This window comes from Pseudoblastomonas marina (genome assembly GCF_034374265.1).
GTDB classification, from domain to species: domain Bacteria; phylum Pseudomonadota; class Alphaproteobacteria; order Sphingomonadales; family Sphingomonadaceae; genus Alteriqipengyuania_A; species Alteriqipengyuania_A marina.
Map to the genome: position 1 here is coordinate 1,054,633 of NZ_CP139718.1, position 15,944 is coordinate 1,070,576.

11 protein-coding genes are annotated in these 15,944 nt (G+C 64.9%); 7 read left to right on the top strand and 4 right to left on the bottom strand.

Translation table 11 applies throughout. The features are described from left to right. Positions 1 to 2: 2 nt before the first annotated feature. Positions 3 to 1,649, bottom strand: coding sequence for an electron transfer flavoprotein-ubiquinone oxidoreductase (locus T8S45_RS05115; protein WP_322294916.1), 1,647 nt, complete (start codon positions 1,647 to 1,649; stop codon positions 3 to 5). 85 nt (positions 1,650 to 1,734) lie between these two features. Between T8S45_RS05115 and T8S45_RS05120 the strand changes: the two genes are divergently transcribed. The 3 genes from T8S45_RS05120 to T8S45_RS05130 are packed head-to-tail and all read left to right on the top strand — an operon-like array spanning position 1,735 to position 5,356. Then, entirely contained in the window at positions 1,735 to 2,496 is a 762-nt protein-coding gene (locus T8S45_RS05120; protein WP_322294917.1) for a uracil-DNA glycosylase family protein, read from the top strand. A 6-nt stretch (positions 2,497 to 2,502) separates the two neighbouring features. Further along, on the top strand, positions 2,503 to 4,266 hold the full coding sequence (locus T8S45_RS05125; protein ID WP_322294918.1) for a transglycosylase SLT domain-containing protein: 1,764 nt from the start codon (positions 2,503 to 2,505) through the stop codon (positions 4,264 to 4,266). A 55-nt stretch (positions 4,267 to 4,321) separates the two neighbouring features. Next, entirely contained in the window at positions 4,322 to 5,356 is a 1,035-nt protein-coding gene (locus tag T8S45_RS05130; protein ID WP_322294919.1) for a sodium:calcium antiporter, read from the top strand. Between the two features lie 58 nt (positions 5,357 to 5,414). On the opposite strand, the gene greA is transcribed toward T8S45_RS05130, so the two are convergent. The 3 genes from greA to carA all read right to left on the bottom strand — a co-directional run bounded on the left by greA (position 5,415) and on the right by carA (position 10,483). Then, complete coding sequence (greA, locus tag T8S45_RS05135) at positions 5,415 to 5,882, bottom strand: transcription elongation factor GreA (RefSeq protein ID WP_188641938.1); 468 nt, start codon at positions 5,880 to 5,882, stop codon at positions 5,415 to 5,417. A gap of 102 nt (positions 5,883 to 5,984) precedes the next feature. Then, on the bottom strand, positions 5,985 to 9,317 hold the full coding sequence (carB, locus tag T8S45_RS05140) for a carbamoyl-phosphate synthase large subunit (protein ID WP_322294920.1): 3,333 nt from the start codon (positions 9,315 to 9,317) through the stop codon (positions 5,985 to 5,987). Continuing rightward, positions 9,317 to 10,483: a glutamine-hydrolyzing carbamoyl-phosphate synthase small subunit gene (carA, locus tag T8S45_RS05145; RefSeq protein ID WP_188641940.1), complete on the bottom strand. Its 1,167-nt coding sequence runs from the start codon at positions 10,481 to 10,483 to the stop codon at positions 9,317 to 9,319. Before carA ends, carB begins: the two co-directional genes overlap by 1 nt. Before the next feature lie 158 nt (positions 10,484 to 10,641). Here carA and T8S45_RS05150 point away from each other — a divergent pair, with 158 nt between their 5' ends. Genes T8S45_RS05150 through rpoD form a run of 4 tightly spaced genes read left to right on the top strand, consistent with a single transcriptional unit; the run spans position 10,642 to position 15,839 of the window. Next, on the top strand, positions 10,642 to 11,094 hold the full coding sequence (locus T8S45_RS05150) for a GatB/YqeY domain-containing protein (protein ID WP_322294921.1): 453 nt from the start codon (positions 10,642 to 10,644) through the stop codon (positions 11,092 to 11,094). A 54-nt stretch (positions 11,095 to 11,148) separates the two neighbouring features. Then, positions 11,149 to 11,889, top strand: coding sequence for a hypothetical protein (locus T8S45_RS05155; RefSeq protein WP_322294922.1), 741 nt, complete (start codon positions 11,149 to 11,151; stop codon positions 11,887 to 11,889). Positions 11,890 to 11,938: 49 nt separating this feature from the next. Beyond that, positions 11,939 to 13,855 (top strand): DNA primase, encoded by a 1,917-nt coding sequence (gene dnaG, locus T8S45_RS05160; RefSeq protein ID WP_322294923.1) that lies wholly within the window; start codon positions 11,939 to 11,941, stop codon positions 13,853 to 13,855. Beyond that, positions 13,821 to 15,839, top strand: coding sequence for an RNA polymerase sigma factor RpoD (gene rpoD, locus T8S45_RS05165; RefSeq protein WP_322294924.1), 2,019 nt, complete (start codon positions 13,821 to 13,823; stop codon positions 15,837 to 15,839). Before dnaG ends, rpoD begins: the two co-directional genes overlap by 35 nt. Positions 15,840 to 15,944 lie beyond the last annotated feature (105 nt).

The window sequence follows — 15,944 nt, forward strand, 5'->3', positions numbered from 1 at the left end:
CGTCACATGTTCGGATAATTGGGACCGCCGCCGCCTTCGGGCACGGTCCATTCGATGTTCTGCAGCGGGTCCTTGATGTCGCAGGTCTTGCAGTGGACGCAGTTCTGCGCGTTGATCACGAACTCTGGATTGCCTTCCTCGACCCCGGTGAATTCGTACACCCCTGCCGGGCAGTAGCGCTGCGACGGCCCGGCAAAGACCGGCAAATTGTAGTTCACCGGGATGTCCGGGTCCTTGAGCACGAGATGGCTCGGCTGGTCTTCCTCGTGATTGGTGTTCGAGAGGAACACCGAGGACAGGCGATCGAAGCTGATCACTCCGTCGGGCTTGGGATAGTCGATCGGCTTGAAGAGGTCGGCGCGCTGCAGCGCCTCGTTGTCCGGATGATGCTTCATCGCGATGGGCAGGCCGATCTTGAGCGTGCGCATCCACAGGTCCGCACCCGCCAGCACCGTCCCCAGCGCGCCGCCGAACTTTGCGACGAGCGGTTCGGCGTTCTGCACCAGCTTCAACTCGGTCGCGATCCAGCTGTCGCGGACCGCCTGATCGTATTCGGACAGGCTGTCCTGCGCACGCCCGGCCTTGATCGCGGCGGCGGCGGCTTCGGCGGCGAGCATCCCGCTCTTCATCGCGGTGTGGGTGCCCTTGATCCGCGGCACGTTCACGAAGCCGGCCGAACAGCCGATCAGCGCGCCGCCTGGCATGTCGAGCTTGGGCACCGACTGCCAGCCGCCCTCGTTGATCGCGCGCGCGCCGTAGGACACGCGCTTGCCGCCCTCGAGCACCTCGCGGATAGCCGGATGCTGTTTCCAGCGCTGGAATTCCTCGAACGGGTAGAGATAGGGATTCGCATAATCGAGAGCAGTGACGAAGCCCAAGGCGACCTGCCCGTTGGCCTGGTGGTAGAGGAAGCCCCCGCCCCACGCCTCGTTTTCGGACAATGGCCAGCCCTGCGTGTGGATCACGCGGCCCGGCACGTGCTTGCCCGGCTCGATGTCCCACAATTCCTTGATGCCGAGGCCGTAGGTCTGCGGCTGCGCGTCGGCCCGCAGGTCGAATTTTTCGATCAGGTGCTTGGACAGGTGCCCGCGCACGCCCTCGGCGAAGAAGGTGTACTTGCCGTGCAGTTCCATGCCCTGCTGATAGTCGGGCTTGTGGCTGCCATCCTTGGCGATGCCCATGTCGCGCGTGGCGACGCCCTTCACGTTGCCGTTTTCATCGAACACGACCTCGGCGGCGGGGAAGCCGGGAAAGATCTCGACCTCGAGCGCCTCGGCCTTTTCGGCCAACCAGCGGCACAGGTTTCCGAGCGATCCGGTGTAATTGCCGTCATTGGAGAACAGCGGCGGCATCAAGAGGTGCGGCAGCTCGGTCTTGCCGCCCTTGGTCAGGATCCAGTGCTGGTTGTCGGTGACCGGCACCTCCGCCAGTGGACAGCCGTCGTCCCGCCAGTCGGGCAACAGCTCGTCGAGCGCCTTGGGATCGATCGTCGCGCCCGAGAGGATATGCGCGCCGATCTCCGAGCCCTTCTCGAGGATACAGACCGAAAGGTCCGCATCGACCTGCTTCAGCCGAATCGCCGCCGCCAACCCGGCGGGGCCGCCGCCGACGATGACGACGTCGTATTCCATCGATTCGCGTTCGCTCATGCTTCGCCTCTTGCACGTGATAAGGTGTGGGGCATGCCTTGACCCGCGAGCCCCCGCGGGGTCAAGGGTGTCGCACGGGAACCCTATGGCCGAACCACGCGAAAATAGCGCCGAAAAGGCGATGGAAGCCGTTATCGGCTGGTGGCGCGAAGCCGGGGTGGACTACGCCTATTCGGACGATGCGAGCGGTTTCCTGGCCGAACCCGCACCCGACGCGGCGGAAGAAGGCGAGCCCGCGCCGGTGCCGGTCCCGCCCAAACGCAAGCCAGAGCCGGAGAAACCCGCCGCGCCTACGCTGGGCGCGCCCGAGGACTGGCCGACAACGCTGCACGCCTTCCGCGAATGGTGGATCAGGGCTCCCGAGCTCGATGCCGGCGCGACCGGTGGCCGGATAGCGCCCATCGGTGCGGCGAGGCCGGAGCTGATGGTACTGGTCGGCCAGCCCGAGCGCGAGGACCGCGACACGCTGTTGTCGGGCCCCGACGGCAAGCTGCTCTCGGCCTTCTTGCGCGCAGCCGGGCTTGACGAGGAAAAGGTCTATCGCGCCGCGATCCTCCCGCGTCACGATCCGGCGCCCGACTGGCAGGCGCGCCACGCCGCCGGTTTTGCAGCCTTGGCATGGCGCCATATCGCGCTGGTGCGGCCCGAGCGCCTGCTGGTCCTCGGACAGAACGTCCGGTCGATTTTGCAGCACGATCCGGCGCAACGCGATGTCGGCTTACGCGGTCTTAACCAAGATGGGCTAGAGGTCCCAATCCTCGCCGGAATGGGCTTGGCTGCGATGCGCAAGGCACCGCGCACCAAGGCGAAGCTCTGGCGGGATTGGTTGGAGTGGACAGGACACTAGGCGTATATGCCCAATCTTCGGCTCGGCACGATCGGCATGGCAGCGGCGGCGGCGATCGCGACGATCCCCACCGCGGTTTCGGCCAATACCAGCACCGTCAGTTACTACCAGGCGCTGGCGGAGAGCCCCCGCGTGCCGGCGCTGCTGTCGGCCGAGGACCGCGCCTATTACACCGAGCTGTTCGCCGCGATCCGGCGCGAGGACTGGCCAAGGGTCGAGGAACTGCTCGCCCAAGGCGATCGCGGCCCGATGCACCAGCTCGCAATGGCCGAATACTATCTCCACGCCAATTCGCCTGAAATCCCGCTCGACCGGCTGAACGACTGGCTCGCCCGCGGGACCGATCTCCCCCAAGCCGCACAGATTGGCCGGCTCGCGATCCGGCGCGGGGCCGCGCAATTACCCGACCTGCCGGGAACCCGGCGCTTTTCTTCGACCGGCTACAGCCCGAAGCGGATCAAGCCGCGCTCGGTCGCAGACGGTTCCTTGCCGTCCGACGTCGAAGCGCGCATCCGCGACGCGATCACCAATGACGATCCGGCCGGCGCGCACGCACTGCTTGACGAGGTCGACCCGCAACTGGGGTCCGATGCGCGCGCCGAATGGCGCCAGCGCGTTGCGTGGAGCTATTATATCGAGAACCGCGACACCGAAGCGCTCGCGCTTGCGCGCACGATCGAACAGGATGGCGGCGGCGCATGGGTCGCTGAAGGCTGGTGGGTCGCCGGTCTTGCCGCATGGCGTCTGGGTGATTGCGCCACCGCCGCCGACGCGTTCCAGCGCAGCGCCTATTGGTCGCAGAACGAGGAATTGAGTTCGGCCGCGCTCTACTGGCAGGCGCGCAGCCACATCCGCTGCCGCCAGCCCGACCAGGCGCAGGGCCTGCTCCGCGATGCGGCCAATCGCGACGAGACGCTCTACGGCATGATCGCCGCCGCTGCGCTCGGCACCCAGCTGCCCGATCCGCATTACGGCCCCGATTTCTCCGCCGAGGACTGGCGCGAGCTTTCCAGGCTGCCGAACGTCCAGCTGGCGGTGAAGCTGGTCGAGCTCGATCGCGAAGGCCTGGCCGACGAGGTGCTGCGCCACCAGGCCAAGATCGGCGACCCAAAGCAGCACCGCGCCCTCACCCGCCTCGCCCGCGAACTTGGCCTGCCGCAGACCCAGATCTGGATGGCCCACAACGCGCCGTCGGGCGGCGGTTACGAACCCGCGGCGCGCTATCCGGTTGTACGGTGGCAGCCTGTCGGCGGCTGGCGGGTCGACCCTGCCCTCGCTTTCGCCCACGCATTGCAGGAATCGAATTTCCGCACCGCGGTGGTCAGTCCGGCAGACGCCAAGGGCCTGATGCAGATCACCCCGATCACGGTGCGCCAGCACGCCCCCTCACTCGGCATGAACGCCGGCGCCGTCGACCTGACCGATCCGCGGATCAACCTTGCCTTCGGCCAGCGCAACCTCGAAATGCTGCGCGACACCTCCGCCACACGCGACAACCTGCTCAAGATCATGGCCGCCTATAACGCCGGCCTGACCCCGATCACCCGCTGGAACACCGAGATCGTCGACCAAGGCGATCCGCTGCTGTGGATGGAATCGATCCCCTATTGGGAAACCCGCGCCTACGTCGCGATCGTGCTCAAGAACTACTGGATGTACGAACGCCAGGCCGGCGCGTCCTCGGCCAGCCGCATGGCGCTCGCCAGTGGCGAATGGCCGCGCTTCCCCGACGCGCGCGGATCTGGCGGGACGAGCGCCGCGCGGCGATAATCGGAACACGCCGCTCAACCATCCATTGACGGCATAGCGCAACAAAAGGGCTGCTATGCTCGAACCGGCCCTGTTGGGCGATACGACCCTAATCCTGATCCTTGCCGCAGCCGCGTTGATCATTGCTTGGTTCGGCAGCAAGATGGCGAAGATCGCCGATATTATCGCCGATCGAACCGGATTGGGAGAAGCGCTGATCGGGGCCGTCTTGCTTGGCGCGGGCACCAGCATCTCCGGCATTGTCACTTCGGTCTCGACCGCAGCGCAGGGCGCGCCCGATTTATCGGTTTCGAACGCGCTCGGCGGGATCGCCGCGCAGACCATGTTCCTGGCCCTCGCCGACCTCTTCTATCGCCGGGTCAATCTCGAACATGCCGGCGCCAGCCCGGTCAATCTCGGGCAGGCGACGGTCCTTATTGTTCTTTCGATCCTGCCGATATTAGCGTTTACCCTGCCGCCGATCGTGGTGTGGGGCTTCAATCCGCTCAGCCCACTGATGATCGCGGTCTACCTGATCGGGCTGAGCAGCGCGCACGGCATCCACGAGCGACCGATGTGGCTCCCGCGGCAGACGCCCGACCTCCGCAATGAGGCGGATGACACCGAGCACGATCCGCGGGAAACCATAAATCTCGCCGCGAGCTTCTTCGGCCTCCTCGTCATCGTCGGATCTTGCGGCTGGGTTCTCGGCGAAGTCGGGATCGAGATGTCTTCAAGGTATAATATCTCGCAAGGCGTCGTCGGCGCCCTGCTCACCGCCGTGATCACTTCGCTGCCCGAACTGGTGACGACGATCGCGGCCGTGCGCCGCGGCGCGCTCCAGCTGGCGATCGGCGGGATCATCGGCGGCAACATGTTCGACGCGCTTTTCATCTCGGCAAGCGATTTCGCCTATCGCGACGGCAGTATCTATCACGCGGTAAGCGAACGAACGGTTTTCTGGATGGCATTGGTCGCCTTGATGACGACGGTCCTCCTGCTCGGCCTGCTGCGGCGCGAGAAGCAGGGCCCGGCCGGGATCGGCTGGGAATCGATTTGGTTGCTCGTATTATGGGTCGGCGGAGCGGGATCGCAGGTCTGGCTCGGCTGATACGAAAAAGAGCGCCCCATTCGAGGCGCCCTTCCCATTTCCTGTAATACACTTCACTTCAAACGAAAGCGACCTCGTCGACGAGATAGAACTTGTCGCCCGAGGGCACGGTGACCTCGATCTCGTCGCCCTTGGTCTTGCCGATCAGGGCGCGCGCAAGCGGGCTCGAATAGGTGATCCGGCCCTTCTTGGCGTCTGCCTCGGCCGGGCCGACGATCTGGTATTTGACCGGCTTGTCCTCATCGTCGAGCAGCGTGACGGTCGCGCCGAACACGATCTTGTCGCCCGACAAGGTGGTCGGATCGATGATCTGCGCACGGCTGATCTGGTCCTCGAGCTCGCCGATCTGCGCCTCGACCTGGCCCTGGCGTTCCTTGGCGGCGTGGTATTCGGCATTTTCCGACAGGTCGCCGTGCGCGCGGGCTTCCTCGATCGCCTCGACGATCTTGGGGCGTTCGGCACGCAGCGCCTTGAGGTCCGCGGTCAGCTTTTCGTAGCCTTCCGCCAGCATCGGGACTTTATCCATGGTCTTCCGTCCTTCCGGGCGAATTCCGTCAAAAGCCTGCTCTCCGCCCGGTACCGAAGCACTAAGACGGCCGATTGTTGCAGTTTTCGGGAAGTTCGCTCTTTATTCGTCCGGGCTATAATAGTGTTGCAGCGCGCGCACTTCAAGCTCCCGCGAACCAAGCGCCTCGATCGCCTCCACCGCGGCCAGCCCGGCCGAGGCGGTGGTGTAGTAAGGCAACTTCAGTTCGAGCCCCGCCTGGCGGATCGATTGCGAGTCCTTGAGCGATTGCCAGCCCTCGGTGGTATTGAGGATGAGGGCGATCTCACGGTCGACGATCGCATCGACGATGTGCGGCCGCCCTTGCGCGACCTTGTTCACGCGTTCGACCGAAAGGCCCGCTTCGGTGAGAAAATCGTGCGTGCCGCCGGTGGCGACCACCTCGAAGCCCAAGGCGAGCAATTTCTTCACTCCCGGCAGGATGATCGGCTTGTCGGTGTCCTTGACCGAGACGAACACCTTGCCGTCCTTCGGCAGCTTCACGCCTGCGCCCATCTGCGACTTGGCGAAGGCCATCGCGAAATCGCGGTCGAGCCCCATCACCTCGCCGGTCGATTTCATCTCGGGCGAAAGCACCGGGTCGGTCCCGGGGAAGCGCGCGAAGGGGAACACCGCTTCCTTGACCGCGATGTAATCCATCTTGCGCCGGATCTTCGGCAGGTCAGCGAGCTTCTCACCCGCCATCACCCGCGCGGCGAACTTTGCGATCGGCTGTCCGATCGCCTTGGCGACGAAGGGCACGGTGCGGCTTGCGCGCGGGTTGACCTCGATCAGGTAGACCTCGCCGTCCTTGACCGCAAACTGCACGTTCATCAGGCCGACCACGCCGAGCGACATCGCCAAGGCCTCGGCCTGGCGTTCCATCTCCTCGATGATCTCGGCCGGGAGCGAGTGCGGCGGCAGGGTGCACGCGCTGTCGCCCGAATGCACGCCGGCCTCCTCGACGTGCTGCATCACGCCCGCGATCACGACCTGCTCGCCGTCGCACAGCGCATCGACATCGCATTCGACCGCATCGCGCAGATACTGGTCGACCAGCACCGGGCTGTCGCCCGAGACACTGACCGCGGTGCGAATGTAGTCGTCGAGCTGGGCTTCGCTGTCGACCACTTCCATCGCGCGCCCGCCGAGCACATAGGAGGGGCGCAGCAACACCGGGTAGCCGATCCGCGAGGCCCAGGCGGCGGCCTCGTCGCGGTTGCGCGCGATGCCGTTCATCGGCTGCTTCAATTTCAGCTTGTTGACGAGCTTGGCGAAGCGTTCGCGATCCTCGGCAAGATCGATCGCGTCGGGACTGGTGCCGAGGATCGGGATGCCCGCCTTTTCCAGCGCGCCCGCGAGCTTGAGCGGGGTCTGTCCGCCGAACTGCACGATCACGCCGACGAGCTCGCCATTCTCCTGCTCCTTGCGCAGGATCTCGAGCACGTCCTCGGCGGTCAGCGGCTCGAAATAGAGCCGGTCGGAGGTATCGTAATCGGTCGAGACGGTTTCCGGGTTGCAGTTGACCATGATCGTCTCGAACCCGGCCTCGCTGAGCGCGAAGCAGGCGTGGACGCAGCAATAGTCGAACTCGATCCCCTGCCCGATCCGGTTCGGACCGCCGCCGAGGATCACGATCTTGCGCCGGTCGGATGGTGCGGCCTCGTCCTCGGGCTCGCCGAAGCTCGGAGCCTCGTAGGTCGAGTACATGTAGGGCGTGATCGCCTCGAACTCGGCGGCGCAGCTGTCGATCCGCTTGAACACGGGGCGCACACCGAATTTCTCGCGCAGCTTGCGCACTTCCTCTTCGGAAGTCGCACCGGCCATCGCGCGCAGCGCGTCGTGAAGCAGGCCAGAGGAACGCGCCTGCGTCTCGGCCATGCCTCCCGCCACGCCGACGCTGCGCACCGCGAGCGTCGCCAGCCGCCGGTCCGAAAAGCCCATCGACTTTATCCGCCGCAATTCTTCGGCGCTGCGCGGCAGGCCCTCATGCGCGATCATGCTCTCTTCATAGACGATCGCTTCGATCTGGCGGAGGAACCACGGGTCGTAATGCGTGACCTCGTGGACTTCCTCGACGCTCAGCCCCTCGCGGAAGGCCTGCGCGACCTTGAGCAACCTGTCCGGCGTGCGCTGCGAAAGCTCGGCGACGATCCGGTCCTTCGCCATGCCTTCCAAAGGCAGATAGCGGTTGAAGCCGTCGAGATCGGTTTCGAGCCCGCGCAGCGCCTTCTGCATCGATTCCTGGAAGTTGCGGCCGATCGCCATCACCTCGCCGACCGACTTCATCGCGGTCGACAGCGAATTGTCGGCGCCCTTGAACTTCTCGAACGCGAAGCGCGGGATCTTGGTGACCACGTAGTCGATCGTCGGCTCGAAGCTGGCAGGGGTCGCGCCGGTGATCTCGTTGGTCAACTCGTCGAGCGTGTAGCCGACGGCAAGCTTCGCCGCGACGCGCGCGATCGGAAAGCCGGTCGCCTTCGAGGCGAGCGCCGAACTGCGCGAAACGCGCGGGTTCATCTCGATCACGATCAGGCGGCCATCCTTGGGATTGACCGCGAACTGGACGTTCGAACCGCCGGTCTCCACGCCGATCTCGCGCAGCACCTCGATCGAGGCGGTGCGCATGATCTGGTATTCCTTGTCGGTCAGCGTCAGCGCGGGGGCGACGGTGATGCTGTCCCCGGTATGCACGCCCATCGGATCGACGTTCTCGATCGAGCAGATGATGATGCAATTGTCCGCCCGGTCGCGGACCACCTCCATCTCGAATTCCTTCCAGCCGAGCAGCGATTCCTCGATCAGCACCTCGGTCGTGGGGCTGGCGTCGAGGCCCGAGCGCACGATCCGCTCGAACTCGGCCTTGTTGTAGGCGATGCCGCCGCCGGTGCCGCCGAGCGTGAAGCTCGGGCGGATGATGGCGGGAAGCCCGGTGCGTTCGAGCACCTTGAATGCCTCGTCGACCGAATTGGCGATGCCCGAACGGGCGCTTTCGAGACCGATCTTGTCCATCGCCTCGCGGAACAGCTGGCGGTCCTCGGCCTTGTCGATCGCCTTCGCATCGGCACCGATCATCTGGACGCCGAATTTCTCGAGCGTGCCGTCCTTATTAAGCGAGAGCGCGCAGTTGAGCGCGGTCTGCCCGCCCATCGTCGGCAGCACCGCGTCGGGGCGTTCCTTCTCGATGATCTTGGCGACGACCTCGGGGGTGATCGGCTCGATATAGGTCGCATCGGCGAACTCGGGATCGGTCATGATCGTCGCCGGGTTCGAATTGACGAGGACGACGCGATAGCCCTCCTCCTTCAACGCCTTGATCGCCTGCGTGCCCGAATAATCGAACTCGCACGCCTGCCCGATCACGATGGGGCCCGCGCCGATGACGAGGATGGAGGAAATGTCAGTGCGTTTGGGCATTATCCGAGCATCCCAACGAATTTCTCAAAGAGATAAAAACTGTCCTGCGGGCCGGGGCTGGCTTCGGGGTGGTACTGGACGCCGAAGGCGCGCTTGCCCTTGATGGCGATGCCGCAGTTCGAGCCGTCGAACAGCGAGATATGGGTTTCCAGCACGTCGTCGGGCAGCGTGTCGTTATCGACCGCGAAGCCGTGGTTCATGCTGGTTATCTCGACCACGCCTGAATCGAGCCGCTTGACCGGGTGGTTCGCGCCGCGGTGGCCCTGGTGCATCTTGGTCGTCTTCGCCCCCGCCGCGATGGCGAGCATCTGGTGGCCGAGACAGATGCCGAAGATCGGCATGTCCTTGTCGAGCAATTCGCGGATAACCGGCACCGCATATTCGCCCGTTGCCGCCGGATCGCCGGGGCCGTTGGAAAGGAACACGCCGTCGGGCTTCTCCGCCATAACCTGTTCGACGGTTGCGGTTGCGGGTAGCACCGTCACCCTCGCCCCGGCGCGTACGAGGTTGCGGTAGATATTGTCCTTCGAGCCGTAATCGATCGCGACGACGTGGGGCTTGGCATCGCGCGGAGCACGGCCATAGCCCTTGCCCAGCGTCCAGGCGCCGCCTTCCCAGTTTTCCTGCTTCTCGCGGCTGACGCGCTTGGCGAGGTCCATGCCCTCGAGGCCGGGCCATTCGGCGGCGCGCTTTTCCAGCGCCTTCAGGTCGAACTTGCCGTTGGGCGCATGCGCGATCACCGCGTTGGGCGCGCCCGACTGGCGGATGCGCCGGGTTAGCGCGCGGGTATCGACACCGGCGAGTCCGATCTTGCCGTGGCGCGCCATCCAGGCGGTGAAATCCTCGGCGCTGCGGAAATTGCTGGGCGCGGTGATATCCTCGCGCACAACGCAGCCCAGTGCGGCCTCGACCTTGCTCTCGATATCCTCCTCGTTCGCGCCGACATTGCCGATATGCGGGAAGGTGAAGGTGACGATCTGCTTGGCGTAGGAGGGATCGGTCATCACCTCCTGATAGCCGGTCATCGCGGTGTTGAAGCACACCTCGCCGACCGCCTCGCCGGTGGCGCCGAATCCCTTGCCCCAGATATGGGTGCCATCCGCCAATACGAGGACGCCGGTGGCCCCGGCTGGCGGGCGCGCGTGGCGAAAGGCGGATAGGGCCATGTTTGGGGCGCTCCGTTAAGCAGTTGTCCGGCGATGTCGCTAAGTCGTGACCGCTAGGGAAGCGCCTCCCGCCGGTCAAGCTGTCAAAACGCGTTTCATCGCCTATATCGCCTCCATCCGGCGATCCGCCGCAATATTTCCACAGGAACGAGAGACCCATGATCCGCGAGAACCTCAAAGCCGCCCAGATCGAAGCGATGAAGAACAAGGACAAGGCGCGCCTCGGCGCGATCCGCATGATCCTGGCGAAGGTAAAGGACCGCGATATCGAGCTGCGCACCGCCAGCGAACAGCCCGACGACGACGTGCTCGTCACCGAAGTGCTGATGAAGATGGCCAAGCAGCGCCGCGAATCGATCCAGATGTTCGAAGACGGCGGCCGAGCCGAAAAAGCAGCCGAGGAACAGGCCGAACTCGACGTGATCGAGGACTTCCTGCCCAAGCAGATGGACGAGGGCGAGATGAAGGCCGCGATCGCGCAGGTGAAGACCGATGTCGGTGCCGAGAGCATCAAGGACATGGGCAAGGTCATGGCCGAGCTGAAGACGCGCCATGCCGGGCAGATGGATTTCGGCAAGGCCATCGGGCTCGTCAAAGCGAGTTTTGGTTAACCGGAACCGCCCTGCTCTCCCGTGAGTCGTAACGGCAAACAGGGGAGAAATCGCATGATCCGCACTGCATTCCCGCTCGCAGCCTGCGCCGCGCTGGCGCTGGCCGCCTGCGCCGAGGACCCGAGTACGGTCGCAGGTGCCGACGAGACCGATCTCGACAACGTCGACACCGAGTCCGAGCGCGAGGCCGCAGCGGCTGCGCTCGAAGCGGGCGATTTCGCCAATCTCGAACTCGGCGCGAAGATCGTCGGGCCACAGGGGCCGGAGGTGAAGACCACGCTGTCGAACGAGGCGGGGATCTTCGGCGACATCACGTCCTACGTCGCCTGCCCTGCCGATATGTCGACCTGCGACCCCGCCACCGCGCCGCGCGGCACCGTCTACACCTATGTCCACATCGTCTATCCGGGCGAAGACAACGATCCGACCACCGGTGCGGGCGACGGGGCGGATTCGTCCGATGTCGAACGCGCCACGCTGTTCCGCATGACCCGCCCGGCGACTGGATTCACGGGCACCGCCGGGTATGCCAAGGCCGAGGCGCTCGCGGCGATCGGCGAGAAGGCGGATATCGTGATCACCTGCGACGACGGCGCGCTCGCATGGACGATCTCAGCCGGTGACGGCGGCGACCAGTGGGAAGCGAGCGAGCCGCTGACCTTCTATTGGCAATCGACCGTCCCGCCCGCCGGCGCCGCCAGCGCCTACGCGATCGACGCCGACGGTATCCGTGCGACCGGCGACGGCCCCTATCCGGGCGACGGACAAGGCTCGGCCAACGCCTGCCTTGGGTGATCGGACACACTCGACTTTAGCGGGCTGCGGCGGCTAAACGCGGAGGGCAATGCTCTCCCCCCAATGGCTCGATCAACTGCGCAACGCGATCACGCTGTCCACCCTGATCGGGCGGACGGTGAAGCTCCAGCGCGCGGGCCACGAGTTCAAGGCTTGCTGCCCGTTCCATAACGAGAAGACGCCGAGCTTCTACGTCAACGACCAGAAGGGCTTCTACCATTGTTTCGGCTGCGAGGCGCATGGAGACGCGATCCGCTGGATGACCGAGCAACAGGGCCTCCAGTTCATGGACGCGGTGAAGGAGCTTGCCCTGATCGCCGGGATGGACGTGCCCGCGCCCGACCCGCGCACCGCCAAGCGGCAGGAAGAGGCCAAAGGCCTGCGGGACCTGATGGACGCCGCGCAGACCTGGTTCCGCGCCAATCTCGACGGATCGCAGGGGGCCGAGGCGCGCGCCTATCTCGAACGACGCGGAATTTCGGCCAGGACGATCGAAAGCTTCGGCTTCGGTTACGCGCCCGAGGATCGCACCTCGCTGGGCAAGGCGCTGAGCGATTATCCCAAGGAGATGCTGGTCGAGGGGGGCCTGCGGATAGAGGTCGAAGGCAAGGAGCCCTACGATCGGTTCCGCGGGCGGCTGATGCTGCCGATCCGCGATCCGCGCGGGCGGGTGATCGCGTTCGGCGGGCGCATCCTGAACGACGTCGAGGGCGCGCCCAAATACCTCAATTCGCCCGACACGCCGTTGTTCGACAAGGGACGCAACCTCTACAATTTCGACCGCGCCGGTCCGCTCGCGCGCAAGAGCGGGCGGTTGCTCGTGGTCGAAGGCTACATGGACGCGATCGCCTGCGCGGCGGCGGGGATCGAGGAAGTCGTCGCGCCGCTCGGCACCGCGCTGACCGAGCACCAGCTCGGACTGCTTTGGCGCGTGGTCGACGTGCCGATCCTGTGCCTCGATGGTGACAGTGCTGGCCAGCGCGCAGCGATGCGCGCGGTGAGCCGTGCCCTTCCCCTGCTCGCTCCGGGCAAGAGCATGCGGATCGCGGTGCTGCCCAAGGGCCAGGACCCCGACGATCTGCTCAGGGCGCGCGGCAAGGGCGCGTTGCTCGAGGTGATCGAGCACGCCCGCCCGATCACCGAAGTGCTGTGGGACCACGAAAGCGCTGCCGGTCCGCTCGATACACCCGAGCAAAAGGCCGGGCTAAAGGCGCGACTGATGGAACATGTCGACGCGATCGCGCATCCCGACATCCGTTCGCTCTACAAGCGCGAACTGATGGATCGGTTCTCGGCCTATGCCTTCCCTCGCCGCGAGTTCAAACCGCGGCAGTTCCAGCCGCGCGGCAAGTGGTCCGGCAAGCCCGCGCCCGCGAGCCGCCCATCCGCTTCGAGCGCTTCGCGCCTGTCGGCCGCATCGGGCGGAGGACTGCGCGACCGGCTGGCCAATGCGGTGCTCGCCGGGCTCGAACGTTTCCCCGATGAAATCGAGCGCCATGCCGAGGCGATCGCAGGTATCGAATTCGCTCTGCCCGAACAGCGCGCTACGGCGACTCGCCTTTTGGAGCGCGCCGCGCTTGACACGGAAGGGCAAACGCCCACATTGGGCGAACCGGACCAAGAACCGCCCGCGCAACGAACACAAGCGGGGCTACCCTTGTCCTTCCTGGCCGACGATGCAGACCCCGTACAAGCGGTGAGCGATCTGGCCGAGGCTGTGGCGCTGCTGGTCGAACGACCGGCGCTCGACGCAGCACTCGCCGATGCCGCCGCCCGGTTCGACACCGATCCCGAGGGAGCATTTGCCGATCAGCAGCGTTTGCTGACCAGGAAGCAGGAATTCGAGGAGCGTTTGCGGCAGATATCGGCCGCACGCGCGACGGAGCCGGCTAACGGCTCCGCTGGCGATGAAATTTTATTGCAGGGCGAGCATGGCGACCAAAACCAAGGACAAGAGCGCGAATGAAGACGCGCCCCTGATCGATCTCAACGAGGCGTCGATCAAGAAGCTCATCAGCAAGGCCAAGAAGAAGAGCTACATCACCTATGATGAGCTCAACGAGGCCCTGCCGCAGGACCAGATGACGTCCGAACAGATCGAGGACGTGATGTCCTCGCTCAGCGAGATGGGCGTCAATATCGTCGAGAGCGACGAGGAGGCCGAGGCCGAGAAGGAGCGCCAGCAGGAGCAGGTCGCGGAGATCTCGGGCGGCGACGACAAGAACAAGCAGAACGTACCCGCGCCCAAGAAGAAGGCCAGCAACGAACGCACCGACGACCCGGTGCGTATGTACCTGCGCGAAATGGGCGCGGTCGAATTGCTCAGCCGCGAGGGCGAGATCGCCATCGCCAAGCGGATCGAATCGGGCCGCGACATGATGATCCTCGGCCTGTGCGAGAGCCCGATCACCTTCCACGCCATCATCCAGTGGTCACAAGCGCTCAACGACGAGGAAATGCAGCTGCGCGAGATCCTCGATCTCGATGCGATGCTTTCGAAAGAACCGCCCGCCGACAAGATGAACGACGATGACGACGGCGACGATGACGGCGAGATCACCGAGGATTCCGCCGGTCCGACCATCGTCGACGACGACGATGACGACGATGACGACGAGGACGGCGACGACGAGGACGGCGACGGCGAAAACGGCAAGAAGAAGGACGAGGAAGAGGAGGACAACACCCTCTCGCTCGCCCAGATGGAAGCCGCGCTGAAGCCCGAGGCGCTCGAGCGCTTCGGCCGCATCACCGACCTGTTCAAGAAATTCGAGAAGATCCAGGCCGAGCGCGTAGACACGCTCGCCCGCGGCGACGAATTCTCCGCCGCGAAGGAGAAGAAGTACGAAGACCTGCGCGAACAGCTGACCGCCGAGGTCGAGGCGGTGCAGTTCCACGCCACGAAGATCGAATTCCTGGTCGACAACCTCTATGCCTTCAACCGCCGCCTGATGGCGCTGGGCGGCCAGATCCTGCGCCTCGCCGAGCGGCACAAGATCAAGCGCATCGACTTCATCAAGGCCTATGAGGGCAACGAGCTCGACGAAGGCTGGCTCGCCCAGATTGCGAAGACCGACAAGAAGTGGAAAGCCTTCGCCGAGAAGGAAGAAGCCAATGTCGAGCGCATCCGGTCGGAAATCGCCGATATCGCGGCGAATACCGGCATGGCGCTCCCTGAGTTCCGCCGCATCGTCAACATGGTGCAGAAGGGCGAGCGCGAGGCGCGCATCGCCAAGAAGGAAATGGTCGAGGCGAATCTGCGCCTGGTGATCTCGATCGCCAAGAAATACACCAATCGCGGGCTGCAATTCCTCGACCTGATCCAGGAAGGCAACATCGGCCTGATGAAGGCGGTCGACAAGTTCGAATACCGCCGCGGCTACAAGTTCAGCACCTACGCGACGTGGTGGATCCGGCAGGCGATTACACGTTCGATCGCCGACCAGGCGCGCACGATCCGCATCCCGGTCCACATGATCGAGACGATCAACAAGCTCGTCCGCACCAGCCGCCAGTTCCTGCACGAGGAAGGCCGCGAGCCGACTCCTGAGGAAATGGCCGCGCGCCTTTCGATGCCGCTCGAAAAGGTCCGCAAGGTGATGAAGATCGCCAAGGAACCGATCAGCCTCGAAACGCCGATCGGCGACGAGGAGGATTCGCATCTCGGCGATTTCATCGAGGACAAGAACGCGATCATCCCGGTCGATGCCGCGATCCAGTCCAACCTCAAGGAAACGGTGACGCGCGTTTTGGCGAGCCTAACCCCGCGCGAGGAACGCGTGCTGCGCATGCGCTTCGGCATCGGCATGAACACCGATCACACGCTCGAGGAAGTCGGCCAGCAGTTCAGCGTTACCCGCGAACGTATCCGCCAGATCGAGGCCAAGGCTCTGCGCAAGCTCAAGCACCCGAGCCGCAGCCGCAAGATGCGCAGCTTCCTGGACCAGTAAGCGCTTCGCCAACCAGCCAAGCCTGGCAAATTTTCCGCTAATCGGAACCGCCATTCGCCTCGCGGATTGCGAAGGTGCGCCCGAACGAACGTGTCGCACCTGCGC

Bases quoted from the DNA above. Each gene is read 5' to 3' on its own strand.
- T8S45_RS05115 (WP_322294916.1), bottom strand. From the start codon at position 1,649: ATGAGCGAACGCGAATCGATGGAATACGACGTCGTCATCGTCGGCGGC.
- T8S45_RS05120 (WP_322294917.1), top strand. From the start codon at position 1,735: ATGGCCGAACCACGCGAAAATAGCGCCGAAAAGGCGATGGAAGCCGTT.
- T8S45_RS05125 (WP_322294918.1), top strand. From the start codon at position 2,503: ATGCCCAATCTTCGGCTCGGCACGATCGGCATGGCAGCGGCGGCGGCG.
- T8S45_RS05130 (WP_322294919.1), top strand. From the start codon at position 4,322: ATGCTCGAACCGGCCCTGTTGGGCGATACGACCCTAATCCTGATCCTT.
- greA (WP_188641938.1), bottom strand. From the start codon at position 5,882: ATGGATAAAGTCCCGATGCTGGCGGAAGGCTACGAAAAGCTGACCGCG.
- carB (WP_322294920.1), bottom strand. From the start codon at position 9,317: ATGCCCAAACGCACTGACATTTCCTCCATCCTCGTCATCGGCGCGGGC.
- carA (WP_188641940.1), bottom strand. From the start codon at position 10,483: ATGGCCCTATCCGCCTTTCGCCACGCGCGCCCGCCAGCCGGGGCCACC.
- T8S45_RS05150 (WP_322294921.1), top strand. From the start codon at position 10,642: ATGATCCGCGAGAACCTCAAAGCCGCCCAGATCGAAGCGATGAAGAAC.
- T8S45_RS05155 (WP_322294922.1), top strand. From the start codon at position 11,149: ATGATCCGCACTGCATTCCCGCTCGCAGCCTGCGCCGCGCTGGCGCTG.
- dnaG (WP_322294923.1), top strand. From the start codon at position 11,939: ATGCTCTCCCCCCAATGGCTCGATCAACTGCGCAACGCGATCACGCTG.
- rpoD (WP_322294924.1), top strand. From the start codon at position 13,821: ATGGCGACCAAAACCAAGGACAAGAGCGCGAATGAAGACGCGCCCCTG.